The organism is Bacillus sp. M13(2017) (genome assembly GCF_002218325.1).
Taxonomy (GTDB): domain Bacteria; phylum Bacillota; class Bacilli; order Bacillales; family Bacillaceae_G; genus Bacillus_A; species Bacillus_A thuringiensis_K.
The window spans coordinates 1-24,441 of the sequence record NZ_KZ268524.1 but is presented as its reverse complement, the minus strand read 5'-3'; the positions used below and the strand labels follow the sequence as shown (position 1 = coordinate 24,441).

Below are 24,441 nucleotides of genomic sequence, written 5' to 3'. Positions count from 1 at the left end.
AAAAAAGCGATAGAAATTCTATCGCTTTACTTTTTCACATTGCTATTCGTAAATTTAGATACTGAGGCCATCGTCTCTCCCGTATCTAAATATGTAATTTGAATTGGGTCTCCTACTTCTGTAAACATAGCATATGGGAATTTCTTCACTGGTATCATAAATACCTTTTGTTCATTCTCTAAAAGTACGTACACGATTGTATTTTCACCTGATTTTTCTTTATATACACGTTGTACAATACCTTCTTTTTGCGCTTCTTTTCCTGTTGAGGTTGGTCTAAATGTATCACCATTACCGCTCATTACGTTTTTATAATTCTCAAGCGCTTCTTTCTGCGAAGAACCTGTTGCAAATATTTTTGCATTAGCAGCATATACAACTGTATGCGCACGTACTAGGCCTCCGTCATCAACAACCGGAATAATCCAAGCTGGTTTACCGTATACGTTATAAATGACAGGCATTGTCCCATGCCATTTCTCTCTCTTAAAGGAATTATCTACTACTTCTGTAGCTGCTGAACCATCCATAATCCCCTTTACTTCTTTTCCATTATAGTAATATAGCTTGCCTGTGCGTGCATCTACTAATGAATAGCCTAGAGCTGAATCTACTCCTTCTTTTGGAGAAGTAAAGTCTGTAAAATAATACAGTGTTCCATCTTTACCAAAAATCGGGGTCACGCCTTCTTTCGTTCCCCACTCAGTCGGAATTTTCATATCTGTTTGTGAGAATTTCGTATTCCAAAATCCGTGAATATATTTACCAAAGTACGTATTTAACGTAGATGCAGTCTCATGATTTAATACACCATCAACAAATTTAGGTGCCTTTCCTTTATCATATCTTTTCACTTCACCTGTTTGTGCATCTACTACGACAACACCTTCTACCTCAAATCCAGATCTTCCTGAAATAAATTCACCATACGTCATTGTATAATATGGTTTTCCTTTATCATCAACCTCAAATTTAGGTTTTCCTTTAAAGATTAAATTTGGTTCTGCTTGCCTTACCACACGCTCTAAATTATTACCAAAAAACATGCTTGGCACATATTTCATTTTATAACCGAGGTGCAGTTTCGCTTCCGCATCAGGATTCGTACCTGACATCGTTACGTACCCTGGAATTGTCTCAGCTTTACGCGCTTTAAAAAATCCTGAAACTTCAATCGGCGCTACATATAAAGCCTCGCCGTTTACCATTTGTGGCGTTAATTCTCCTAGCTCAAAATAAGCTACTTTTGGAATATCACCAAATACTTTTTTCATCTTATTCTCCGCTGTCTTTGGCGGCACTGTAAACGGCTGGTCATTTTCAGTAAATGGCTCTGAAATATCTTTCTCTACCTTAACAACAGAATCATATTTCTTTTGCGAGATTACTATATCGTGCAAATAACCAAAGTAGCCGTAACCTGCGAGTAAAATAAACATTAGAATTCCTTTTAATGTACCTTCTAATTTCCCTATTTGATCTTGTGAAAATAAAACAAGCCCAATTAAAATTGCTACTGCAACAGAATAATGAGTAAGAATCGAATCTACTCGATCATCAATTAGCCAAAAGTATTCATAGATTGCAATACCTATCCAAAATAAAACAGGAATAACTAAAATAGATGATTTCTTACCCTTTACAATCTTCTTATCTCCCTTCTTATCCACTGCTCGAAGCTTACTACTACTTCTTGTCCATGGAATCAAAAACAAAGTAAGAATAGCTAAAACTACAAATTTCATCAAAGGCACTGTCCCCTTTTCTTTTGTATTCCCTTTTAGTATAACAAATAAAGGGTATTAAGGTGAAAATAGGAATAGTTATATTTTTTTACTACTTAATACAATCCCGCTCACTACATATAGAATAGTTGCAATATAAAAAATTGTACCAATCGTAAAGAAATCTACTAAATATCCCGTGGTAATAACCGCTACTGCTCCGCCAATGGATGTCCACACATGGTATTTTCCAATCTCATAACCAGCCTTTTCCTGCGCAACCTTTCGTGCTAACGAAGTCTTCTCAGTATTACGCTGCACAGCACCTAAAACGCCCATTACAATTTGAAGAATATACACATGCCAAACTTCCGTGGCAATTGGAAAGCAAAGCATTAAGATTGCCATGGACCAAGCGTATATGATTAATAATTTTTTATCACCTACTTGATCAGATACCTTCCCCACTAGTGGATATACAAGTGCTGATGTTAAAGCAAATAAGCCATACGCCCAGCCAAATTGCGAGAAGCTATTTCCAACGTTTCGAAGCAATAATATATAAAAAGGAAATACCATACTTCCTGCCATCATGATGATACTTTGCGAGGCCACAAATCTTCTATATGTCATTTCGTATACTCCCTATAAAATAAATTCACAAATCTCTCTTCTGAATCTACTTCCTTCTTTTTCTTGAGAAATTCTTCAATACGAGGATATGCCCTCTTTAACTGCTCTTTCGTTGGATAAGAATAATACGGCAAATAGTAACTACCGTTATGCTTTAAAGTAACATCAATCATCTTGCGAATGACATCCTCTGTTTTCTTTATCTCACTCTCTGAGCGTCCCTGGTTAATCAAAAGAACCAGCGCAAACATATCATCTTTCGCATAGGACAAAACTGCATTTTCATTCTTTTCCACGTAACGAATGGTAATGTTGAGTAAATTAAACTCTTCTTCATTTAATACGTTACGTAAATCATCTATATACTCTGTGAAAGCATCTATAGGCACAAAGTATTCTTGTAACACTTCGGTCCTATTTGGATTTTCATATTCCATAAAAGCACTATCTGATCTCATAACATTATTACGCGTCTCATACTTTCCATCTGTACGTTCAAAATAACCTCTTTGTATATCCCAAAATGTATTCTTTCCCCAATCACTATAACGTGATAACCCAAGTAAAAATTTCGGTACAGCTATAATATTTTCTTCCTTTAATTCACTGTACTCTTCTCTCATATTTTGATTTTGTGCCAAAGTATAATCTGTCACATACATCTCTTTTAAAAATGAATTTGGAGCAACAGAAATACGCGCTAAGTGCATACGAACATTCTCATCTCTTTTCACTTTCTCTTTGAAATAAGATACGTATTCTTTATAATCTATCATTCTCGTGTGCATTTCATATAATTCATCATCTGTTAACTTCAGCGTCACATCTAAAATAACTCCAAATAAACCGTAACCCCCAATGACATATGGAAATAACTCTGCATTTTCTTCTCTACTTACATTACGTACCGTGCCATCTGCCATTAACAATCTAAATGAATCTACTGTATCAATCAGTGCCTCATGACGAATATCACGCCCGTGTACATTTACACTTAATGAACCGCCAACAGTAAAAATATTTTGAGACTGCATGACCTGTACCGCAAGGCCATAAGGATTTATTTTCTTCTGAATATCATTCCAGGTGACACCACTTTGCACTGTAATCCGCTTCTTCTCTGGATCAAATTCTAATATTTTATTATATCCTTTCATATCGAGCATCGTGCCATTCGGATAATATGTCTGTCCTCCTTGGCTATGTTGCATGCCTGCAATGGAAATTTTCTCTCCTGAAACTTTTGCATCTCGCACTAATTTTATTAACGAGTGCTCTTCCGTAGCACTTTCAACACGTTTTATTTTTGTCGGAAGCAATTTACCTACATCACTCATAATAGGATGATCAATTTGTTTTTTATACGTATGTACAGACGTTGCAAGCAAAACCGTATATGCGACAATGACCACTGCTATCTTTCTTTTTTTCAAAGGACACTCTCCTTATTAGCAACAAAAAGAGATACCCGTTCTTTCAGGTACCTCTCTTGACAGTGATTACTTTGCTGCTGGCAATTGTATTGGATCAAATTTATCATACGATGTAAACTTTGCATCCGTAATAATGTGCGCTTTATCCTCACCATTGCTACTCATAACCATATCTATCTTTGCTGATTCATATTTAAATTCTTTTGTAATAATATATTCCCCATCTATTTCTTCTATCTTTGCATTTTGGCCTTGTAGCATTTGTTTCTGCTTTTCATCCATACTAGCTAGCATACTCTCTGTCTCTTGCCCTTTTAATGCAAACTTCAGCTTATAATTATCTCCACTTTTCTCCATCTTCACTTTATTTAAAATTTCCGATGGAATCTCTAAATTATCTACCATTCCTTGAGTCGCGTTCATTCCGTTAGCATTCAATTGTTCCTCTGGTACAGACATAATTTCACCCGTATTAGGATTTTTTAACTGACCAGCAATTTTGCCACCCACATCATAAACAACAACCTCTGTACCAGAAACATTCATTTCAGAACGAGAATTTTTTTTCTTCGGCTCTAGTTGCATTTTAGCCTTTATTACATTCATCTCTGTTCCTTCAGCCTTTATTCCCACATCATATGTCATCGTTACATTTTCTTCGTTTTTAAAAGCTTCATTCGCTTTATTAAAAACATCCTTCGCTGTTAATTCCTTTTCTTTCTGCACAACTTCTTTTTTCGGTTCATCAGTCTTTTTAGTTTTCTCATTACTACACCCTACTCCTAGACCGACTGCAAGTACTAAGCTTGAAATTAAAATAAATTTTTTCATAACATCCCCTCCTCCCCAAAAATAATATCATCTCTTTTCCTATGAAATCCATATAATTCTTAATATTCCTCTTTAAATTTATTTTCTATATAGCAACATGTTTGAGAAAAACTTTAAATATGTTGTAAATAATAACAACTCATTTCAGGAGGTCATTATGAAAGCTATTATTTGCACAAAGTATGGACCACCTAATGTTCTCCAGCTTCAAAATGTAGAAAAGCCTAAACCTAAAAAAAATGAAGTATTAGTTAAAATTCACGCAACAAGTGTATCGACTGGAGATTGTAGAATACGTGGCTTTAATAGCCCCCCCTTATTTTGGATTCCTATGTGGATCATATTAGGTTTCAGAAAACCGAGAAAACCTATACTTGGCGTAGAGTTATCCGGTGAAATCGAAGACATTGGAACAGATGTAACACAATTTAAAAAGGGAGATCAAGTTTTTGCATTAACAGAACTAAACCTTGGTGGTTATGCGGAATACACATGCGTGCATGAAAGTGGATTAATAGCATTAAAACCTACCAATGTGACATATGAAGAAGCTGCCGTTATTCCTTTTGGCGGAACTTCAGCATTACACTTCCTTAGAAAAGGACAGATAAAAAAAGGGCAACGAGTACTTATATACGGCGCCTCTGGGTCAGTAGGGACAGCTGCCATACAACTTGCTAAATACTTCGGGGCGACTGTCACAGCCATTTGTAGTAGTTCGAATTTCGATTTAGTAACAACATTAGGGGCAGACAACGTAATTGATTATATGAAAGAAGATTTTACTAAGCAGGGCGAGCACTACGATATTATATTTGATGCAGTTGGAAAATATAAAAAGTCTCTTTGTACAGATGCATTAATGCCTAATGGAAAATATGTATCTGTGAACGGAATGATGGCAAAGGTCAGTAAAGAAGATATGAACCTGCTAAAACAACTAGCTGAAACAGAAAAGCTAAAACCTGTTATTGATAGAACTTACCGATTAGAAGAAATTGCTGAAGCACATATATATGTAGAAAAAGGACATAAAAAGGGAAACGTTTCGATTACCTTAAAATAAAATATATTCTGAAAATATTATTGACAATTCTTTTTGTACGATTTACTATTAGTACCATATTCAAAACTACATACACATACTCTTATCAAGAGTGGCGGAGGGACTGGCCCGATGATGCCCGGCAACCGAGCTTATGACGTATAAGCTAAGGTGCTAATTCCTGCAAAACGATTTTTCGTTTTGGAAGATAAGAGAGGAATCTATTTCGTCTATTCGGCACCTCTCTTATTTTTGGGAGGTGCTTTTTATTTTGGAACGTATATGAAGGAGGATTTATAGATGAAAAAGGTATTATTAAGCATTGTAAGCGGAGCAGTATTGTTATTAGGCGCATGTAGCGTGAGTTCAAATAAAGAGGTAAAAGCATTAGACGAGAAAAAGATTACTGTCGGTGTAACAGGTGGACCACATGAACAAATTTTTGAAAAGGTAAAAGAAGTTGCAGCAAAAGATGGTCTCGAAATTGATATAAAAGTATTTAATGATTATGTAGCGCCAAACGTATCATTAGATGAAAAAAGCCTTGATGTAAATAGCTACCAAACGAAATCTTATTTAGATGTATTTAAAGCTGAACGCAATATGAAATTAACTGAAGTATTTTCAACAGTAACATTCCCTATGGGCGTATATTCTAAAGATGTAAAAGATGTAAAAGATTTAAAAGAGGGCGACGCAATTGCTGTACCAAATGACCCAACAAATGAACTTCGAGCTTTAAAATTATTTGAAAAAGCAGGGGTTTTAAAAGTTGATCCAAAGGCTACAGAAAAAGCGACTGCAAAAGATGTAATTGAAAATCCAAAAAAATTAAAGATTGTCGAATTAGAGGCATCTCAATTACCAACGCAACTAAGTGAAGTGAAAGCAGCTGCAATTAACACAAACTTTGCATTAGGTGCAAAATTAAGTCCAGCGAAAGATTCTATTTTCCGCGAAGGAAAAGATTCACCATATGTGAACTGGGTTGTTGTTCGTACTGAAAATAAAGATGATGCCGTTGTAAATAAATTAAAGAAAGCTTATCAATCTAAAGAAGTAAAAGAGTTTATCGAGAAAAAATTTGATGGTTCAGTTTTACCATCTTGGTAGGAGCTGACGATAATGATTGAATTACAAAACATATCCAAAGTATTTACAACAAAAAAAGGGAATGTTGAGGCTCTTAAGTCTACTTCCCTTAAAGTAGAAAAAGGCGAGGTATTTGGAATCATTGGGTATAGTGGCGCTGGTAAAAGTACATTGATTCGATGTGTAAATTTATTAGAAAAACCAACGACAGGAAATATCATTGTAAACGAACAAGACTTAACAACGTTATCGACAAAAGAACTAGCAAAAGCGAGACAAAAAATCGGAATGATCTTTCAAGGATTCAATTTACTTAAAACTGTTACCGTTTATGAAAATATCGCATTACCGTTACGGCTTGCTGGCATTCCAAAAGCAGAAATTGAAAAAAGAGTAGAAAAGTATTTACGCATTGTCGATCTTTTTAATCGAAAAGATGCGTATCCAAGCGAACTTTCTGGTGGTCAAAAACAGCGTGTTGCAATTGCTCGTGCGCTATCACATGAACCTGAAGTGTTATTAAGTGATGAAGCAACGAGCGCATTAGATCCAGAAACAACCGATTCTATCCTTGATTTGCTATTAAAGATTAACGAAGAAATCGGAATTACGATTTTACTCATTACACATGAAATGAATGTCATCCAGCGTATATGTGACCGCGTTGCTGTTATGGAACATGGATCTGTAGTCGAAAGTGGAACTGTAAAAGATATTTTCACAAACCCACAACATGTAACAACGAAGAAATTTGTAAATAGCGCATTTGCAGCGAAAATTCCAGAAGAGGTACAGAAAGAACTACAACGTACTGGAGAAATTGTAACACTTTCATTTATTGGCACTACTTCAGGGGAACCTGCCTTAGCCGTTGCCACAAAACGTTTCCAAGTGTATCCGAATATTTTATCCGGTAATATTACGCAGTTAAAACATGAAGCATATGGGAAACTAGTCGTTCATATGCAAGGGGAACAAAATGAAATCCACCGTGCTTTATCATTTTTACAAGAGCAAGGAATCATCGTAGAAGGAGGTAGAACAGATTATGGGAAACAAGTCCTTTTTGGATGAATGGGGTAAAGTCATATGGGAAGCCACAATCCAAACCTTTCAAATGACATCTATTTCATTACTCATCTCGATCCTTATTGCACTGCCACTTGGCGTCACACTTGTTTTAACGAGACCTGGTGGGCAGCGTGAAAATAAAATCATCTATCCTATTCTTAATACGGTTATTAATGTTATTCGCTCTCTTCCATTTATCATTCTATTATTCTTTATCTTGCCTTTTACAAAGTTTCTAATGGGAACATCCATTGGCGTGCAAGGTGTTATCGTACCGCTTGTCGTCTTCACAGCCCCTTATATCGCACGTTTAATGGAGACAGCTTTACTAGAAGTCGATCGCGGTGTCATTGAAGCCTACCAAGCGATGGGAGTCTCTACTATAAAAATCATTTGGCACGTCATGGTGAAAGAAGCTCGTCCCTCCCTTGTACTTGGATTAACAATTGCAACAATTGGCTTAATTGGCGCAACAGCAATGGCTGGCCTTGTAGGTGCTGGCGGATTAGGGGATTTAGCATACCGCTTCGGACATTTACGCTACGAGCCTGAAGTAATGTATGCAACGGTCTTTATTTTAATTATCCTCGTTCAAGGATTACAATCTTTAGGGAATGGTGTTGCACGAAGACTGAAGAAAGATTAAAAAAGAAGGTATCTCACCAAGGTGAGATACCTTCTTTTTATCTTTTAAATCCACCTTCTGAATGAATAACTTGCCCAGTAATCCACTCAGCTTCTTCACTTACTAAAAATTTAATGAGTCTAGCTGCATCCCTTGGCTCACCAATTCTGCCAAAAGGAAACATCGGCTTTAACCCTTGTTTTATCTCTTCAGTCATCCATCCTGTATCGGTTGGTCCTGGATTAATTGCATTCACTGTTATTCCTAAATGAGCTACCTCTGCTGACAACGTACTAGTAAGAGCATCAATAGCTCCCTTCGTTGTCGCATAAGCTAGTTCTCCTGCCATAGGACCTTGAAATTGCCCCGAAGTCATATTCACAATTCTACCACCAGATTTCTTATCAAATCCCCGGGAAAATTGACTACTGAGCAATGTAGTCGCACGAATATTCACCATATAATGCCTATCCAATTCTTCAGCAGTCAAATTAAAGAAATCATTATTCGTAGAATACGCTGCATTATTAATTAATATATGAGGGTATCCAATTTGTTCAGTAACTCTATTTATAAGCTCTCTCGGTGCATCATTCTGAGTTAAATCTAACTCCATACTCGATACTCTAACACCTTTTTGTAATAGCTCTTCTTCTAATTGTATTTGTTCATTTTCATCAATGCCCCAAGGCATCTCTTTATCGTAAGCTGTCCAATACGTAAAAAATATATCGTATCCTGATTCAGCTAATTCTTTACAAATCGCTGCGCCTATACCATCTAGACGACTTACCCCTGTAATAACTGCTACCTTATTTTTTAATTGGTTTATCATATACTCCTCCAAATTTAAAGGACGCATATTTTATATAAGAGATATAAACCTTCCCACAAAAAAGACAGATACATAAAATAGGTATCTATCCTTACAAAAAGGATATACAAGCCAAATATGCATTCCTTGAATGATTTACAGATAACTAAATAAACCCTCGCTTATGAGAGAAAAATTCATCTATCTAGTAGTTTCTAATCATTACAAGTTCATCCACATATTGAGTCGTTGTCTCCTCTCCATATATCTCTATTCTTAGTTTACCAAAACAGATAAAATGTTACAAAAAATAAAACAATTACTCACAGCCTATCCTTGTTCACATTATATCCATTGTGATTTTTTTCACAATGGATATATAATAAACTTGTAAATACAATATTGGAGGGATTTCAATGGTTATCAATTTTTTAAGAACTGATAAACGTGCTACTTTCATATTATTACTTTTACGGCTTTACATAGGATATACATGGCTCGCTGCTGGGATAGGCAAAGTCTTCGGACAATCTTTTGACGCAAGTGGCTTTCTAAAGGGTGCTATTGCTCAAGCATCTGGTGACCACCCTGCAGTACAAAGTTGGTGGGCAGATTTTCTTCAACATTTTGTCCTTCCAAACGCAGACCTATTTAGCTTTTTAGTTCAATGGGGAGAAATTTTAGTAGGTCTAGGTTTAATTTTAGGCGGACTAACAAAAACAGCTGCATTTTTCGGAATCATAATGAATCTTTCATTTTTATTAAGTGGAACTGTTAGTGTAAACCCAAACCTGCTTATTTTGACTATGTTCATTTTAGTTGCAGGGCAGAACGCTGGACGTATTGGATTAGATGGCTCTGTTTTCCCTAAACTTTTCCGTAAAAACAACCACGGAACATATAAATTAAGTAAAACTGCGTAGTAACAGTTTACTTTTAAAATATAAATAAGAAAAAGAGCCTGAATATAGGCTCTTTTTCTTATTTATCCTAATTTAAACTTTTAACGAGCCACGAAAACCTCTGGCAGCATAGTAAGAGTCTGCTCCATTGTGGTACACGAAAACATGTCCAAAACGATAATCGCAAAATAGAGCACCACCGAGTTCTCTAATATCTGAAGGTGTTTGTACCCAACTTGATGATTTCATGTCAAAATCGCCAAGTTGTTGCAATTCCCGATATTGTTCTTCCGTTAATAGTTCAATGCCCATAGCATTGGCAACATCAATAACGTTATTTTCTGGTTTATGTTTTTTTCTTGATTCTAACGCTTCAAGATCATAACAAAGACTTCTGCGACCTTTAGGACTCTCCTTTGAACAATCATAGAAAGTATATTCGTCCTTTTCTTCATCATAACCGACAACATCCGGCTCACCGCCAGTTACTTCCATTTCGTTAAGTGACCATAATTTTTCAGCATTACCTTCTATCTTCGCTTCAACTTTAGCCCATTCAAGACCTTCATGGCGGTTCATGTTTTTCTCAAAACGAACTTGCAATACTTTCAATAACTCTTCACGTTTTTCTACTAGTAAGTCATTTTTATTCCCTGTCATATTAGTCCTCCCTAATGTATGTACTGATAGTAGTTTAAGTATATATTTTATAATAAATCATCTCAATATGAAGACCGTTTCAACCTTATGTCTTGTACAAACACCCATTACAAAGTCCTAAAACCCTCCATACTCTCTCCAAGAATATAGTGTGAAAACCACATCAAGTTCTGCTTCATAATAGCTACATGAACTCCTGGTTGGTCAGAACTATATGCCATTCCTTTAAATATAATTAATTCTGTATCAACTTCCATATCCATTAATCCTTGATATAGATCATATGCATTTGTAATTGGAATTCTTGCATCCTTTTCCCCATGTTGAATTAAGGTAGGCGTACAAGCTGATTTAATATACGTCATAGGTGATGTCTTCGTATATATCTCTGGATCATTCCATGGAGTATTTCCTAAATACATTCTAATAAAGTAAGGTATATCTGTATTTACATAATGGGTACTCCAGTTAGTGATTCCACCGCCAACTGAAATAGCTTTAAATCGACTACTAAATGTAGAACAGAAAGCTGATACATATCCACCGTTGCTCCATCCCATAACTCCTACCCTATCCTTGTCTACCATCCCTTTTTCTACTAGTTCATCCACTCCAGATATAACATCATCGTAGTCAGCAATCCCCTGTTTTCTATAGTTAGCTTTTAAAAATTCATTACCATAACCTGAACTTCCTCTGTAATTTGGTTCTAAAACGATAAAGCCTTTTTCAATAAACTGTTCAATCGGATATTTCTCATTGAAGCAGTCTGAAAATATCGGAAAAGATGCCCAAGCCGGACCGCCGTGAATTACTACTAATAAAGGATATTTTTTATTAGTGTCAAACTCTACTGGCGTTGATAAAACACCTTCTATTTCAAGATCATCGCTACTTTTCCATGAGATGATTTCCCTGTTACTTCTAAGTTTCCCTTTGAAAAAGCTATTTTCATTCGTTATTTTTTTATCGTCTAAATAGATTTCAAAGGTTTCATTTGTTATTGCCTTATTGTAGGATATATGTTTGCCATCCTTTGTTATAGAAGCATCCATTATAAAGCCATCTACTTTTTCGCTTAATATTTCCACAGTGCCATCTTCGGCTAGCAATCCAATAAGATAATTCGTTTTATTCTGCCACCTAATTAAAACCCCTTTAGCTGTCCACTGTAATGGCATAACCGTACTATCAAAATCTGTTAAAAGTTGAATTAGCTCTCCGGTATTTATATCATATATCTCTAACGTACTATCTTGTATATGGTTTCTATAGTAATCCTTCTCTCTTATGCTTGCTGTGTAACATATTTTACTGCCGTCAGGAGAAAAGCAAACACTCCCTCCCAACAACTTATTCACATTCAGCTTTTGTAGCTCTCCAGCTTTAATATGGAGTATGTATAGATCTCCATTTATATAATCTTCCATATTTGAGCTTGGTGTCGCCATAAATACAACCTTTTTACCATCATTTGAAATATCAAATTCATGGATATGAAAATCCTTACCATCCGTTAATTGATAAACAACTCTGTTCTCGTGTTCATCTGTATCACTTTGTATCACCTTTTCTATTTCAATGTAATATAAACAATTATTCTGGTGTTCCTTACCTATATGTTGAAAATCTCCATATAGGTCCTTACGTTTCTTTATCTCCTCACATTCTTTTGACTGCGTAACATAATAAAGACCCTTGCCAGTAGGACCCCATTTGAATGTACTGACTCCTTCTTTCTCATCAGTAATTTGAACCTCTCTATAACCATCTAGTGACTTAACAAATATCTGATTTTTCCCATCACCAACTAGACTAAGATATGCGATACACCTAGCATCTGGAGACCATAATGGGTGTGTACTATCTATATCCCCATTTGATAATGGGTAACTCTGCTTCTTATCTTTTTCATATATCCATACATGATTCCTATATGTATTTTCTTTCCAATCAGCCGTCTTCTTAACAAATGCTACGTTTTTACCATCATCACTTATGTTTGTACTTGATAAGGTTGGTAATGAAATAATCTCTTCTATACTTAAATATGTTTTTTCATTCACTTTAATCAATATACCCCCTTGAAATGTCCATAAATCTCTCGTCTCTTTTTGTCGTAATAAAGGAAATTGTTCACGAATACTTAAAATGATAATCGAAAATTCAGATAAATAAAAGTGAATTCGATAAAGTAAAACTTTAATCTATAGGGTTCTATCCGCTTACCAATTCTAGATGTTCTTTTTCGACACAAAAACACCCCTTTTAGATACAAATTTGTAAGTTTATTTTAAAGCTATAACTATATGTTGGTTTGGAATAAAATTTGATAAAAATGAAGTCACAAATCTTTATTTAACAACAAAAAAATCCATTTTGAAAAAACGATTGATCAAAATAGAATTACTCTTTTTAACTAAGTATGAGATTTTTATAAAAAAATTTTAATCAAAACTCACTTAGAATCTTTACTTGAAGGAATAAAGCTTCGCATCTTTTTTATGAACATCGTTAAACTAAGATAAACTTTGACTGCATCTGTAATTAATTGTAAAATATTACACATAGAAAGGTATTATAAAATAAATATAGAAGGGGTATGTTTTTTAGTTTTAAAGGGGCTAAAGCACATCTATTTTATGTTTTTAGAGGGAGAATTGAAAAATCATATGAAGAATTTCAAAAAGAGTACAGGTAAAATTTTACTAGTATCCGGATTAGTAGTTTCTATGTCAGCTTGTAGTGTAACTAGTTTATTTGGAGAAAAAGAAAAAACAAATGCTGAATCTGGTAAACAAGAAAGTAAAGAAACTACGACAGAAGGAACAAGTTCAACTAAGTCAGAAAGTAAATCATCTGAAACAAAGGAAAAATCAACTAACTCGAAAGAAGAAAGTAAAGATGTTAAGATGATTATGGTTTTACCTGAGGATTACCCACAACTTATGGTAGACATTGAAGAAGACTTATTAAGACGTCTAGATTACTATGATGCTTCTGTAAGGGATAATAAAAAGGGAAGTAAGTCAAATGAAGAGGTACGAGATAGTATTAAAGACTTAGATAAAGTATTTAATAAAATAGAGCGTATAGATGCACCAGGAAAATACAAGGAAGACCATAAGGAAATTGTAAAAGCTGTTCAAAAGTTAAAAGAGTCTTTCAAAGAAGTATCGAAGTTATTTGATTACTCTAAAACACTTAAAGATACGGATGATGCAATCATAGATAAAGCAAACAATAAATTAGATGAAGCAAAACGCATTTGGAAACCTGTATTTGATAAGTTAAAAGCGGAAGCTAAGGGTGGTTCAACAACTACTTCTACAACAAGTGGTACTAGTTCTTCTAACTCACCGAGTTTATCTAGTGGTAATACAGTTAAAACATACAGTACCCAAGATAAAACTGGTATATTCAAAGGAAAAATTGATACACCAGACGAGGATTCCGCTAAGTTTAAGAATGTACAGAACAACTATAAAGACGGTACAGAGCTTGTAGGTAATTGGGGTATTGATTACGGAGACGGAGTCAAAACTACGTTAGTCCTAAAAGCAGATAAGACATTTGAAACATATGCAAATGGTTCTTATCCAAATAAAGATAATTACTTAACAGGAACATACCAAGCAGACGTTTCTTCCCATCAGTTAACGCTAATGGTGGAAAAAGGAACTCAAAATGGTCAAGAAGTGAAATTGGAAAGACCTATTTATTCATCATATGAAGTTAAAAATTTAGATGGTAAAGCATTACAGATTTTCCACATAGACGAACAAGTAACAATTTGTTATGTAAAACAATAAATAACTAAAAAAACTCTGTAAAATGATTTTTACAGAGTTTTTTTCTTAGTTTTAATTTATTATAAACGATCAGACTTTTTTATAAACTATCAAAATTTATTTCAAACGCATACTATATTTATTAACCTACCAACGTCCTACTCAACAGTAACAGACTTAGCTAAGTTACGTGGCTTATCAACGTCACACTCGCGGTGAAGTGCTGCGTAGTATGAGATAAGTTGTAATGGAATAACTGCTACTAGCGGTGCTAGTGCTTCGTGTACAGCTGGTAATACGAAGCTGTCACCTTCCATTTCTAAGCCTTTCATTGAGATGATACATGGGTTAGCTCCGCGTGCTACTACTTCTTTCACGTTACCACGAATTCCAAGGTTTACGTGCTCTTGTGTAGCAAGTGCAATAACTGGTGTACCATTTTCAATTAAAGCGATTGTACCGTGTTTTAACTCTCCTCCAGCGAATCCTTCTGCTTGGATGTAAGAGATTTCTTTTAGTTTTAACGCGCCTTCTAATCCTACGTAGAAGTCTACGCTACGTCCGATGAAGAAACAGTTACGCGTTGTTGCTAAAAATTGTTTTGCTAATGCGTCCATTTCTTCTTTTTGATCACAAAGTTCTATCATTGCATTTGCTACAAGTCCTAGTTCGTGTGTTAAATCGAAATCAAGAACTTCACCTTTTGCTTTAGCAATATCAGCTGCTAAAATTGAAAGTACTGCAAGCTGTGCTGTGTAAGCTTTCGTTGATGCAACTGCAATTTCTGGTCCAGCGTATAACGGAAGTGTATAATCAGCTTCACGAGAAAGTGTAGAACCAGGCACGTTTGTAATTGTTAAGGCTTTATGGCCCATTTCATTTGTTTGCACAAGTACTGCACGGCTATCAGCTGTTTCACCACTTTGTGAAATGTAAATGAAGAATGGTCTTTCTGTTAATAATGGCATGTTATAAGAGAATTCACTTGCCACGTGTACTTCAACTGGCATTTTTGCAAACTTCTCGATAAATTGTTTTCCAACAAGACCTGCATGATAACTCGTTCCACATGCAATGATGTAAATACGATCGCTATCTAAAATCGCATTGCGGATGTCTTGATTTAATTCAATTTCGCCATTTTCATCTTGATACTTTTGAATTATATTACGGATTACAAGTGGTTGCTCATCGATTTCTTTAAGCATGAAATGAGGATATGTTCCCTTTTCAATATCACTTGCGTCTAATTCCGCTGTAAACGGTGCACGTTCAATCATTTCACCTTGTAAGTTTTTAATTGTAATACTTTCTTTCGTTACAATTACGATTTCTTTATCCATTAACTCAATAAATTGATCTGTAACTTGTAACATCGCCATAGCGTCGCTTGCCACAACATTAAAGTTGTCACCAACACCTACTAATAGCGGGCTTTTGTTTTTAGCAACATAAATCATGTTTGGATTTTCAGCATCAAGTAATCCGATTGCATAAGAGCCATGTAAAAGAGATAGTGTATTACGGAACGCTTCTTCTACACTTAATCCTGTGCTCACTTGTTGTTCCATAAGCTGTACGATAACCTCTGTATCTGTTTCACTTACGAACGTTACATCTTGTAAATATTCCTTTTTCACTAATTCATAGTTTTCAATTACACCGTTATGAACTAATGTAAAGCGTTTTGATGTACTTTGATGCGGATGCGCGTTTACTTTACTTGGAACACCGTGTGTAGCCCAGCGTGTGTGTCCGATACCTACGCTTGCTGCTACGTTCTCATCTACGATTTCACGAAGTTTTGCGATACGGCCTTTTTCTTTGTATACAACAACACCGTTCTCTGCTTGTACTGCAATACCTGCTGAATCATATCCACGATATTCTAGCTTTTCTAAACCTTTTAATAAAATTTCCTTTGCATCTTGCTCTCCAATAAATCCTACGATTCCACACATGTTTAGTCGCCGTTACAAATGCTTACACTGCTCTGCGAACATGTAACGACATAGTCCGATACCATTTTTATTTATACTAAAAAACGGATTACATATTGCTAGCCCTGTAAGCTTGTAACGGCTTTCACCTTCCTCTCGATTGGGTTTAAGTCCGTATATACTTATACAGCTAGTTTTCATCCGTTCCTCTTCTCTCATCACACTTTCACCTTTGTCCACTAAGTCACCTTAATGATTTAAGTAAAAGCTTGCGGTTGTGATGAACAACCGGGAGTCATCCGCCGAAATCTCGATAAACCCCACCTCGTCAACTACACTATTTGTAGTTCTGGCGCTTTTATAATTTACAATATTTCCTTTGAGAAAAAGAACAAGACTATCTTATAACAAACATGGATAAACCGTCAATGAAATTTTTTTCATTGTCTATAAAACATATGAAAAAGGAGCACTTTTTGTGCTCCTTTTTCATATAAATTTAGCTAATTATTCAGCGCCAACTTCAGCTTTCACAACTTCTACAATGCGATGTACATATGCATCACAAACTTCTTGTGTTGGTGCTTCTGCCATTACACGAATAAGTGGCTCTGTTCCAGATGGACGAACAAGAATACGGCCATCACCGTTCATTTCTTCCTCTACAACACGAATAATTTCTTTAATTTTTTCGTTTTCTAATGCTAATTTTTTATCTGTTACACGAACGTTTACTAGCAATTGTGGGAATTTCGTCATTTCTCCTGCAAGCTCAGATAATGGCTTTTTCGTCATTTTCATGATGTTTACAAGTTGAAGTGCACTTAACATTCCATCACCAGTTGTAATGTAATCAAGTAAGATAATATGGCCTGATTGTTCTCCACCTAAGTTGTAACCTCCGCGCTTCATTTCTTCCATTACGTAGCGGTCACCAACTGCTGTTTTATCACTTGTAATATTATTTGCTTCAAGTGCTTTGTAGAAACCTAAGTTACTCATAACAGTTGAAACAACTGTATTATGTTTTAATTGACCAGTTTCTTTCATATACTTCGCACAAATGAACATAATTTGATCACCGTCAACGATGTTTCCTTTTTCGTCTACAGCAATTAAACGGTCGCCATCGCCATCAAAAGCAAGTCCGATATCCGCTCCTTTTTCTTTTACCAATTCAGCTAAGCCTTCTGGATGTGTAGATCCTACACCTTCATTAATATTCATACCATTTGGAGAAGTTCCCATTGTTGAAATATCAGCTTCTAGGTCTGCAAATAAGTATGGAGCTAGAGAAGAAGTTGCACCATGTGCACAATCTAAAGCGATATGTAGGCCGGAGAAATCTTCTTCAACAGTTTGTTTAATGTACTGTAAATATTTTTGTCCACCTTCAAAGTAATCGCTCACTTGTCCAAGATTAGTACCTGTCGGACGTGGTAGTTCATCAACTTCTTTGTCTAATAAAGCTTCAATCTCAGCTTCTTGCTCATCTGTTAATTTAAAGCCGTCTGAACCAAAGAATTTAATACCGTTATCTTGTACTGGATTATGAGATGCAGAAATCATAACACCCGCTTGTGCGTCTAGTGCTTTTGTTAAATAAGCAACGCCCGGTGTAGAAATAACGCCAAGGCGCATTACTTCTGCTCCAGTTGATAATAGCCCTGCTACTAAAGCTCCTTCTAACATATGGCCAGATACACGTGTATCACGACCGATGATTACTTTTGGACGATCTGTATCTTTTGTTAATACATAACCACCAAAACGTCCAATTTTGAAAGCTAATTCAGGTGTTAACTCCTTATTTGCAACTCCGCGTACTCCATCTGTACCAAAATATTTACCCATTATGATTCGCTCCTTTTTCTTGCTCTTTTTGATTGTGATTATCTACTGTTGGTTCTTGACTCGTTTCTTTATCTTGATTTTGATTTTGGTTTTGGTTTTGGTTTTGGTTTTGATTCTTTTCCTGTTCTTTTTCTGAATCAGGTTCAGGATTTTTTGGTTTCTCATTTTGATTTTCTTGATCGGTGTTTGAATCCGGTTGTTGACCGTTACCCTGTACTTCTTTATCTGGTTTTTCTTTCTTCACAATAGTAACTTTAGCACTTTTTTGTTTTGGTTCTATTGAAATATTACCAGGACCACTCACTTGAATGGAAATATCTTTCGTTCCTGGAGATACATTTTGCAGATTAATTACCGCTGTTATTTGAGCAGCTGTTATTTTATCTACTATACTTGCTTCTCCTGAAATATCAACACTTATCTTTCCATCTTGCGGCGAAAGTAGCTGAGCAGTAACATCTTTAGAAAGTCCATTTTTCTGGATTGGGATACCATCAATCGTTTTTGTTTTCGTTTGTTTTGTTTTTTGCACTCCCACCGAAACCTTCACTTGATTCGGTTTTGCACTTGTTACACCCTTGGGTAATAAAACAGAGGCATCGAATGTTGTAGACTCTGTCAATTGACTAAGATCTACTTCGACCCCCTCTAGCGATTGTATATTATCCAAAATATCTTTTGGACCTGCTATCGTTACTTCTCTCGGCTCAACACTGATATTTGTAACTGCCAATCCTTCTGCTAAACTCCCCTTCTTCGTATACGTTACAGGAACAGTTTTTTCAGTATTATTGGCTGTAGTTTGCATTGCCACATTCAACGTTACACTAATCTTAGATGGACTTGTTCTTACATTTAAACGTTTTCCTTCTTTATTGTATAATGTAACTTCGGGCGTTTTTGTAACAGTTTTATTAACACCTTTTAAATCAACATACGCTTTGGCAGATGAAATACTTTCAATTTCTTCTTTCGTCCCAACTACCTCAACAGTATCCGGTTTAAGGCTTGATTTTTCTAGTGTAGCCCCCGCTGGCATCTGATCCTCATTTGATAATTTCAGATCTACATGAACATATTTTCTCGCCTTTTCATGCAGAGTAACTTTAATTGTTGATGGCTGAACTGTTCCTTTCACATCATCTGGAAGCCCGTTCGTTTTTAAAGAAATCTCATAAGTTCCTTTTGGACTATCTCGCAAATCAATCGGTATATCAAATTGTTTTTTTGCTTTTGCTGTAGCAACTGATGCTTTTGGGCCTTCTAATTTCACCTTAACGCCCTCTGCTGGAATACCACTTACAATATATTTCTCCTCATCATACTTAAGATTAATAGCATAATTAGTTAATGTTTCTTTCGTATCATTTGCAAAAGGTAATATACCTGATGTCGTATTTTTTTCAGTTAACGTCGCTGACATAAAAAGCATACACGCCAATAGTAATGAGATCCCTTTTAAAAACCAATGATTCTCCATTAACTTATCCATGACGCTTTCTCCTCCAATTCCATAAAGACGAAGAAGTCGTTTTTTCGTTTCCACTAAATTCAGCTAATAACATATCCTTCAGCTGTTCTGTCTTCAAATCACGATGCAACTTACCATTTTTCGTTAAAGAAATTTGACCAGTTTCTTCAGACACAACTACTGTAATACTATCAGTAACTTCACTAACTCCCATTGCAGCACGATGTCTAGTTCCTAATTCTTTAGAAATAAACGGACTTTCTGATAATGGAAGATAGCATGCTGCTGCTTTAATTGTACTTCCTTGCATAATTACCGCTCCGTCATGAAGAGGTGTATTTGGAATAAAAATATTAATAAGTAATTCCGATGATACGTTTGCATTCAGCGGAATACCCGTTTCCACATAATCACCCATACCGGTCTCTTTTGACAAAGTAATTAATGCACCAATTCTACGTTTCCCCATATATTCGGTTGCTTTTGCTATCGCTGTTGCAACCATTTCAGGTTCATCATCCTCATGCGTTCCAACACGCGAAAATAAGCTTCCGCGCCCTAGCTGCTCAAGTGCTCTTCGCAATTCTGGCTGAAAGATAATAATAACGGCTAAAAATCCCCACGTTAATACTTGTTCAGTTAGCCAAGATAGCGTACGCAATTCAAGGAAAATACTGATCATCTTAACGACGATAATAACTGTAATCCCTTTTAAAAGTTGAACAGCTTTCGTCCCTCGGATTATAAGAATTAGCTTATATATAATAAACCATACAATGGCAATATCTAATGCCGTACTAAGATATTTCAAAATGGTCGTATCTTCAAAAGGCATGCTATCCCTTCCTCCTACTTACGAGCAATTCTATCCATATATTGAAATATTGTTTTATGCTCTATCTGTATGTATTTCCAACAACTAGTTAATTATACCATACATGAAACAAACGACAATTACAAACAACCCCCTTTAGCTCAAATTGGTAAGATGTCAAACATTTTTATTGTACAGTATAATATAAATCATTATTATACGCCTATTTTCAAATAAAAAAAGCAACTTCTCAGTTGCTTTTCTTACATTTATTTTAGTTTTTCACCGAATAAAGAACCCATTAAAGCAACTGCTGTTGTTGCCGTTCTATTTCTCTCATCTAAAATCGTATTTACCTCAACAAATTCAGCAGATGTGATAATATCAGCTTCTGCTAACATTTCCATCGCCAAATGACTTTCACGATAAGATAGACCGCCAATTACAGGCGTTCCAACACCTGGTGCATCATGAGGATCAAGACCGTCTAAATCTAATGATAAGTGTACACCATCAGTATGAGATAAATATGCGATTGTTTCTTCCATAACAGCCGTCATCCCCATACGATCAATTTCATGCATTGAGAACACTTTAATACCTTCATTGCGAATGAAATCTTTTTCTCCTTCATCCAATGCACGCGCACCGATAATTACGACATTCTCTTTTTTCACCTTTGGATATGCTCCGTATAAATCTACAAGTGAAGAATGTCCATAACCTAAACTTGCTGCAAGTGACATACCATGAATATTTCCAGATGGTGAAGTTTCCTCTGTATTTAAATCACCGTGTGCATCATACCAAATAACGCCTAAGTTTTTATAATGTTTTGCTACACCAGCTAATGTACCGATAGCAATACTATGGTCACCACCTAATACAAGTGGAAAACGACCTTCTTCTATAATATGATCCACCTTACTTGCTAATTCATTACATACAGTTGCAACTTGTGTAAGGTTTCTTAATTTTGTATTTTCATCTATCTCTTTTTCTCTCTCTATACATATATCTCCCATATCTTTAACTTCATATCCAATTTCTTCAATTCTTTCAATTACCCCTGCATAACGGATCGCGCTCGGTCCCATATCAACTCCACGGCGCATCTGTCCTAAATCCATTGGAACTCCAATAACTGAGATTTCTTTTTTCATAGATAGTATCCCCCTTTTATGCCTTCACTAAATATTTTAAATCTTTTATATAGTCTGACTCAACTCGACATTTTTCTGTATGGATATACAATTTATTCACTTATATTCATACTGAAAACCAAATTTTAAAACTATTCTATGTATAAAGTTAACTTAATGAAACAATCGCAATCACTATTATTAAATAATAATAATAAAACACTCCTACATTTAGAAGTGTTTTTCTGATGCTATTTTCCATACTGTTGCAATATTTTTTGTTGTCATTTCAATATTTTCTTCTGCTACTTTATATGCTTCTTCTAGTGTCATCGGTCTCGTTGTAATACTAAATACCGCATCTATTCCTTTCTCGTACACAGCTGAATAATCAGGTGATACAGACCCTCCAATAGCAATTACAGGCACAGAAAAACGTTTTGCACGCCCCGCAACACCCACAGGAGCCTTTCCATATGCAGTTTGTTTATCTATTCTACCTTCACCAGTTATAATGAGATTTGCATCTTCTATATGTTTAACGAAATTTGTATAATCTAATACAATTTCAATGCCCCTCCGCAAGTCTCCCTTTAACACTGAAATAACAGCCGCTCCCATTCCTCCCGCTGCCCCTGCACCAGGTATTTCAGATACATCAAAAGATACATATCGTTTAAGCATATTCGCATAATGTTGTAAATTCTCATCTAGCTCTTTCATCATCTCTACATTTGCACCCTTTTGTCTCCCAAATATGAAAGATGCTCCCTGCATTCCGACTAATGGATTATCCACATCACATGCCGCTTCTATCTTTACCCCCTTTAAGCGGGGGTCCATTCGTGAAAAATCAATAGCAACAATCGAATGTAATGTGCCTCCAGATGGATCTATTACTTCACCCTTGTCATTTATAAATCTTACTCCTAAAGCTGCTAACATACCTGTCCCACCATCATTTGTAGCACTTCCTCCAAGTCCTAAAATTATGTACTCCACTCCTTGATCTAGCGCATGTAATATAAGTTCTCCTGTTCCTTTTGTCGTTGTAATAAGTGGGTTGCGCTTTTCAACTGGAACGTGCTGTAATCCTGATGCTGCTGCCATTTCAATAAACGCTGTCTTTTTATCTTTAGAAATGCCATAAAAAGCTTGTATACCTTCTCTAAGCGGTCCTGTCACACTAATTGATATAATTCTCCCCCCTGTAGCATCAACAAGTGATTCAACCGTCCCTTCTCCTCCATCTCCAATTGGTATTTTCACATACTCTGCATTAGGAAAAATTGCTCTAAAACCTCTTTCAATAGCTCCACATACTTCTATAGCTTTTAGGCTTTCTTTATATGAATCAGATGCAATAACAACTTTCACAATTATCTCCCCATCCCTTATTTTTACGTTTTCTTCATTTTAAACGACAAGTATAAAAGTTGTCTTTTTGAACACAAAAAAAGCTTACATCATATGATGTAAGCTTTTTTATTTAGATGGAGCCTAGCGGGATCGAACCGCTGACCTCCTGCGTGCAAGGCAGGCGCTCTCCCAGCTGAGCTAAGGCCCCTTAATTAAGCGGAAGACGGGATTCGAACCCGCGACCCCAACCTTGGCAAGGTTGTATTCTACCACTGAACTACTTCCGCAAAAATGATGAGCCATGAAGGACTCGAACCTTCGACCCTCTGATTAAAAGTCAGATGCTCTACCAACTGAGCTAATGGCTCGTAAATGGCTGGGCTAGCTGGATTCGAACCAGCGCATGACGGAGTCAAAGTCCGTTGCCTTACCGCTTGGCTATAGCCCATTAATATTTACTAGTATGGTTATCTTTTCAAAAAAATAAACCCTCTCAGGTTATTTTAAAGAAAATGGTGGAGGGGGGCAGATTCGAACTGCCGAACCCGAAGGAGCGGATTTACAGTCCGCCGCGTTTAGCCACTTCGCTACCCCTCCGACATTTTAAATATATATGGTGGAGGATGACGGGATCGAACCGCCGACCCCCTGCTTGTAAGGCAGGTGCTCTCCCAGCTGAGCTAATCCTCCAAAAGTGGTGACCCGTACGGGATTCGAACCCGTGTTACCGCCGTGAAAGGGCGGTGTCTTAACCACTTGACCAACGGGCCAAAAAAGTTTTAAACCTATTCCCAAGCTTCCAACCGGGCTTGAACCGGTGACCTCTTCCTTACCATGGAAGTGCTCTACCAGCTGAGCTATGGAAGCATAATGGCTCCGCAGGTAGGACTCGAACCTACGACCGATCGGTTAACAGCCGATAGCTCTACCACTGAGCTACTGCGGAATAATATTAGCCTGGCAACGTCCTACTCTCACAGGGACAAGGTCCCAACTACCATCGGCGCTAGAGAGCTTAACTTCCGTGTTCGGTATGGGAACGGGTGTGACCTCTCTGCCATCATTACCAGACTTTTATCATTATAAACATTTCTTTCGAAATGTCAAGAAGAAATTTTAATGCATATTCCTTCAAAACTAGATAACATTGCTACATATTATATGGTTAAGTCCTCGATCTATTAGTATTCGTCAGCTCCACATGTCACCATGCTTCCACCTCGAACCTATCAACCTGATC

At 36.2% G+C, this 24,441-nt stretch carries 20 protein-coding genes, 9 tRNA genes, 1 rRNA gene and 1 riboswitch; of the genes, 6 read left to right on the top strand and 24 right to left on the bottom strand.

Translation table 11 applies throughout. The features are described 5' to 3' along the window. Nucleotides 1-26: 26 nt before the first annotated feature. The 4 genes from CGQ22_RS29760 to CGQ22_RS29745 form a co-directional block, all read right to left on the bottom strand. Entirely contained in the window at nt 27-1,745 is a 1,719-nt protein-coding gene (locus CGQ22_RS29760) for a DUF3981 domain-containing protein (protein WP_089149720.1), read from the bottom strand. A 78-nt stretch (nt 1,746-1,823) separates the two neighbouring features. Then, nucleotides 1,824-2,357, bottom strand: a complete 534-nt coding sequence (locus tag CGQ22_RS29755) for an MFS transporter (RefSeq protein ID WP_089149719.1) — start codon at nt 2,355-2,357, stop codon at nt 1,824-1,826. Next, on the bottom strand, nt 2,354-3,790 hold the full coding sequence (locus tag CGQ22_RS29750) for an FAD-binding oxidoreductase (RefSeq protein WP_046946220.1): 1,437 nt from the start codon (nt 3,788-3,790) through the stop codon (nt 2,354-2,356). Before CGQ22_RS29750 ends, CGQ22_RS29755 begins: the two co-directional genes overlap by 4 nt. 66 nt (nt 3,791-3,856) lie before the next feature. After that, on the bottom strand, nt 3,857-4,621 hold the full coding sequence (locus tag CGQ22_RS29745) for a DUF6612 family protein (RefSeq protein WP_000713525.1): 765 nt from the start codon (nt 4,619-4,621) through the stop codon (nt 3,857-3,859). Nucleotides 4,622-4,778: 157 nt separating this feature from the next. Between CGQ22_RS29745 and CGQ22_RS29740 the strand changes: the two genes are divergently transcribed. The 4 genes from CGQ22_RS29740 (at nt 4,779) to CGQ22_RS29725 (ending at nt 8,475) form a co-directional block, all read left to right on the top strand. Next, the gene (locus tag CGQ22_RS29740) at nt 4,779-5,687 is read left to right on the top strand and encodes an NAD(P)-dependent alcohol dehydrogenase (RefSeq protein ID WP_089149718.1); all 909 of its coding nucleotides are present in this window, start codon (nt 4,779-4,781) and stop codon (nt 5,685-5,687) included. A gap of 79 nt (nt 5,688-5,766) precedes the next feature. Continuing rightward, a riboswitch (SAM riboswitch) is annotated at nt 5,767-5,881 on the top strand. Between the two features lie 85 nt (nt 5,882-5,966). Beyond that, nucleotides 5,967-6,779, top strand: coding sequence for a MetQ/NlpA family ABC transporter substrate-binding protein (locus tag CGQ22_RS29735; protein ID WP_000756998.1), 813 nt, complete (start codon nt 5,967-5,969; stop codon nt 6,777-6,779). A gap of 12 nt (nt 6,780-6,791) precedes the next feature. Next, on the top strand, nt 6,792-7,832 hold the full coding sequence (locus CGQ22_RS29730; RefSeq protein ID WP_000571620.1) for a methionine ABC transporter ATP-binding protein: 1,041 nt from the start codon (nt 6,792-6,794) through the stop codon (nt 7,830-7,832). Continuing rightward, nucleotides 7,807-8,475: a methionine ABC transporter permease gene (locus tag CGQ22_RS29725; protein WP_000527154.1), complete on the top strand. Its 669-nt coding sequence runs from the start codon at nt 7,807-7,809 to the stop codon at nt 8,473-8,475. Before CGQ22_RS29730 ends, CGQ22_RS29725 begins: the two co-directional genes overlap by 26 nt. 37 nt (nt 8,476-8,512) lie before the next feature. Here CGQ22_RS29725 and CGQ22_RS29720 read toward each other — a convergent pair whose 3' ends face one another. Continuing rightward, nucleotides 8,513-9,289: an SDR family oxidoreductase gene (locus CGQ22_RS29720; protein WP_000609968.1), complete on the bottom strand. Its 777-nt coding sequence runs from the start codon at nt 9,287-9,289 to the stop codon at nt 8,513-8,515. A gap of 395 nt (nt 9,290-9,684) precedes the next feature. On the opposite strand from CGQ22_RS29720, the gene CGQ22_RS29715 reads away from it, so the two are divergent. Continuing rightward, nucleotides 9,685-10,191 carry a DoxX family membrane protein gene (locus CGQ22_RS29715; protein WP_000236365.1) on the top strand — a complete coding sequence of 169 codons (507 nt, stop codon included), beginning with the start codon at nt 9,685-9,687 and terminating at the stop codon, nt 10,189-10,191. A gap of 72 nt (nt 10,192-10,263) precedes the next feature. Here the strand turns inward: CGQ22_RS29715 and CGQ22_RS29710 are convergent, their stop codons facing one another. Both CGQ22_RS29710 and CGQ22_RS29705 read right to left on the bottom strand, forming a co-directional pair. Continuing rightward, complete coding sequence (locus CGQ22_RS29710) at nt 10,264-10,830, bottom strand: DUF4256 domain-containing protein (RefSeq protein WP_000147399.1); 567 nt, start codon at nt 10,828-10,830, stop codon at nt 10,264-10,266. Between the two features lie 107 nt (nt 10,831-10,937). Next, nucleotides 10,938-12,902 (bottom strand): S9 family peptidase, encoded by a 1,965-nt coding sequence (locus CGQ22_RS29705; protein ID WP_139032812.1) that lies wholly within the window; start codon nt 12,900-12,902, stop codon nt 10,938-10,940. 588 nt (nt 12,903-13,490) lie between these two features. Between CGQ22_RS29705 and CGQ22_RS29700 the strand changes: the two genes are divergently transcribed. Next, nucleotides 13,491-14,642, top strand: a complete 1,152-nt coding sequence (locus CGQ22_RS29700; protein ID WP_089149725.1) for a DUF3994 domain-containing protein — start codon at nt 13,491-13,493, stop codon at nt 14,640-14,642. A 137-nt stretch (nt 14,643-14,779) separates the two neighbouring features. On the opposite strand, the gene glmS is transcribed toward CGQ22_RS29700, so the two are convergent. From glmS to rrf, 17 genes are all read right to left on the bottom strand, one after another. Continuing rightward, nucleotides 14,780-16,582 carry a glutamine--fructose-6-phosphate transaminase (isomerizing) gene (gene glmS / locus CGQ22_RS29695; RefSeq protein ID WP_089149716.1) on the bottom strand — a complete coding sequence of 601 codons (1,803 nt, stop codon included), beginning with the start codon at nt 16,580-16,582 and terminating at the stop codon, nt 14,780-14,782. Between the two features lie 12 nt (nt 16,583-16,594). Continuing rightward, nucleotides 16,595-16,780, bottom strand: a complete 186-nt coding sequence (locus CGQ22_RS29690; RefSeq protein WP_001206405.1) for a hypothetical protein — start codon at nt 16,778-16,780, stop codon at nt 16,595-16,597. 288 nt (nt 16,781-17,068) lie between these two features. Next, complete coding sequence (glmM, locus tag CGQ22_RS29685; protein ID WP_000521476.1) at nt 17,069-18,415, bottom strand: phosphoglucosamine mutase; 1,347 nt, start codon at nt 18,413-18,415, stop codon at nt 17,069-17,071. Beyond that, nucleotides 18,408-19,907 (bottom strand): CdaR family protein, encoded by a 1,500-nt coding sequence (locus CGQ22_RS29680; RefSeq protein WP_089149715.1) that lies wholly within the window; start codon nt 19,905-19,907, stop codon nt 18,408-18,410. Before CGQ22_RS29680 ends, glmM begins: the two co-directional genes overlap by 8 nt. Beyond that, nucleotides 19,900-20,721 (bottom strand): diadenylate cyclase CdaA, encoded by an 822-nt coding sequence (cdaA, locus tag CGQ22_RS29675; protein WP_001115697.1) that lies wholly within the window; start codon nt 20,719-20,721, stop codon nt 19,900-19,902. The genes CGQ22_RS29680 and cdaA overlap by 8 nt, the downstream gene beginning before the upstream one ends. A gap of 248 nt (nt 20,722-20,969) precedes the next feature. Continuing rightward, nucleotides 20,970-21,863 (bottom strand): arginase, encoded by an 894-nt coding sequence (gene rocF / locus CGQ22_RS29670; RefSeq protein ID WP_000711575.1) that lies wholly within the window; start codon nt 21,861-21,863, stop codon nt 20,970-20,972. A gap of 210 nt (nt 21,864-22,073) precedes the next feature. After that, nucleotides 22,074-23,219 (bottom strand): glycerate kinase, encoded by a 1,146-nt coding sequence (locus tag CGQ22_RS29665; protein WP_089149714.1) that lies wholly within the window; start codon nt 23,217-23,219, stop codon nt 22,074-22,076. A 117-nt stretch (nt 23,220-23,336) separates the two neighbouring features. Beyond that, nucleotides 23,337-23,409: transfer RNA gene (locus tag CGQ22_RS29660), tRNA-Ala, on the bottom strand. Between the two features lie 7 nt (nt 23,410-23,416). Continuing rightward, nucleotides 23,417-23,488, bottom strand: a tRNA-Gly gene (locus CGQ22_RS29655). Nucleotides 23,489-23,496: 8 nt separating this feature from the next. Continuing rightward, nucleotides 23,497-23,569: transfer RNA gene (locus CGQ22_RS29650), tRNA-Lys, on the bottom strand. Between the two features lie 5 nt (nt 23,570-23,574). Next, nucleotides 23,575-23,649, bottom strand: a tRNA-Gln gene (locus CGQ22_RS29645). Nucleotides 23,650-23,714: 65 nt separating this feature from the next. Further along, nucleotides 23,715-23,798, bottom strand: a tRNA-Tyr gene (locus tag CGQ22_RS29640). 17 nt (nt 23,799-23,815) lie between these two features. Beyond that, a tRNA-Val gene (locus CGQ22_RS29635) sits at nt 23,816-23,891 on the bottom strand. Between the two features lie 5 nt (nt 23,892-23,896). Then, nucleotides 23,897-23,971: transfer RNA gene (locus CGQ22_RS29630), tRNA-Glu, on the bottom strand. A 24-nt stretch (nt 23,972-23,995) separates the two neighbouring features. Beyond that, nucleotides 23,996-24,068: transfer RNA gene (locus tag CGQ22_RS29625), tRNA-Thr, on the bottom strand. Nucleotides 24,069-24,072: 4 nt separating this feature from the next. Continuing rightward, a tRNA-Asn gene (locus CGQ22_RS29620) sits at nt 24,073-24,147 on the bottom strand. A 9-nt stretch (nt 24,148-24,156) separates the two neighbouring features. Next, nucleotides 24,157-24,272 (bottom strand): 5S ribosomal RNA (gene rrf, locus CGQ22_RS29615). Nucleotides 24,273-24,441 lie beyond the last annotated feature (169 nt).

Bases quoted from the DNA above. Each gene is read 5' to 3' on its own strand.
- rocF (WP_000711575.1), bottom strand. From the start codon at position 21,863: ATGAAAAAAGAAATCTCAGTTATTGGAGTTCCAATGGATTTAGGACAG.
- CGQ22_RS29680 (WP_089149715.1), bottom strand. From the start codon at position 19,907: ATGGATAAGTTAATGGAGAATCATTGGTTTTTAAAAGGGATCTCATTA.
- CGQ22_RS29720 (WP_000609968.1), bottom strand. From the start codon at position 9,289: ATGATAAACCAATTAAAAAATAAGGTAGCAGTTATTACAGGGGTAAGT.
- CGQ22_RS29735 (WP_000756998.1), top strand. From the start codon at position 5,967: ATGAAAAAGGTATTATTAAGCATTGTAAGCGGAGCAGTATTGTTATTA.
- CGQ22_RS29740 (WP_089149718.1), top strand. From the start codon at position 4,779: ATGAAAGCTATTATTTGCACAAAGTATGGACCACCTAATGTTCTCCAG.
- glmS (WP_089149716.1), bottom strand. From the start codon at position 16,582: ATGTGTGGAATCGTAGGATTTATTGGAGAGCAAGATGCAAAGGAAATT.
- CGQ22_RS29710 (WP_000147399.1), bottom strand. From the start codon at position 10,830: ATGACAGGGAATAAAAATGACTTACTAGTAGAAAAACGTGAAGAGTTA.
- CGQ22_RS29725 (WP_000527154.1), top strand. From the start codon at position 7,807: ATGGGAAACAAGTCCTTTTTGGATGAATGGGGTAAAGTCATATGGGAA.
- CGQ22_RS29715 (WP_000236365.1), top strand. From the start codon at position 9,685: ATGGTTATCAATTTTTTAAGAACTGATAAACGTGCTACTTTCATATTA.
- CGQ22_RS29755 (WP_089149719.1), bottom strand. From the start codon at position 2,357: ATGACATATAGAAGATTTGTGGCCTCGCAAAGTATCATCATGATGGCA.
- CGQ22_RS29745 (WP_000713525.1), bottom strand. From the start codon at position 4,621: ATGAAAAAATTTATTTTAATTTCAAGCTTAGTACTTGCAGTCGGTCTA.
- CGQ22_RS29760 (WP_089149720.1), bottom strand. From the start codon at position 1,745: ATGAAATTTGTAGTTTTAGCTATTCTTACTTTGTTTTTGATTCCATGG.
- CGQ22_RS29730 (WP_000571620.1), top strand. From the start codon at position 6,792: ATGATTGAATTACAAAACATATCCAAAGTATTTACAACAAAAAAAGGG.
- glmM (WP_000521476.1), bottom strand. From the start codon at position 18,415: ATGGGTAAATATTTTGGTACAGATGGAGTACGCGGAGTTGCAAATAAG.
- cdaA (WP_001115697.1), bottom strand. From the start codon at position 20,721: ATGCCTTTTGAAGATACGACCATTTTGAAATATCTTAGTACGGCATTA.
- CGQ22_RS29690 (WP_001206405.1), bottom strand. From the start codon at position 16,780: ATGAGAGAAGAGGAACGGATGAAAACTAGCTGTATAAGTATATACGGA.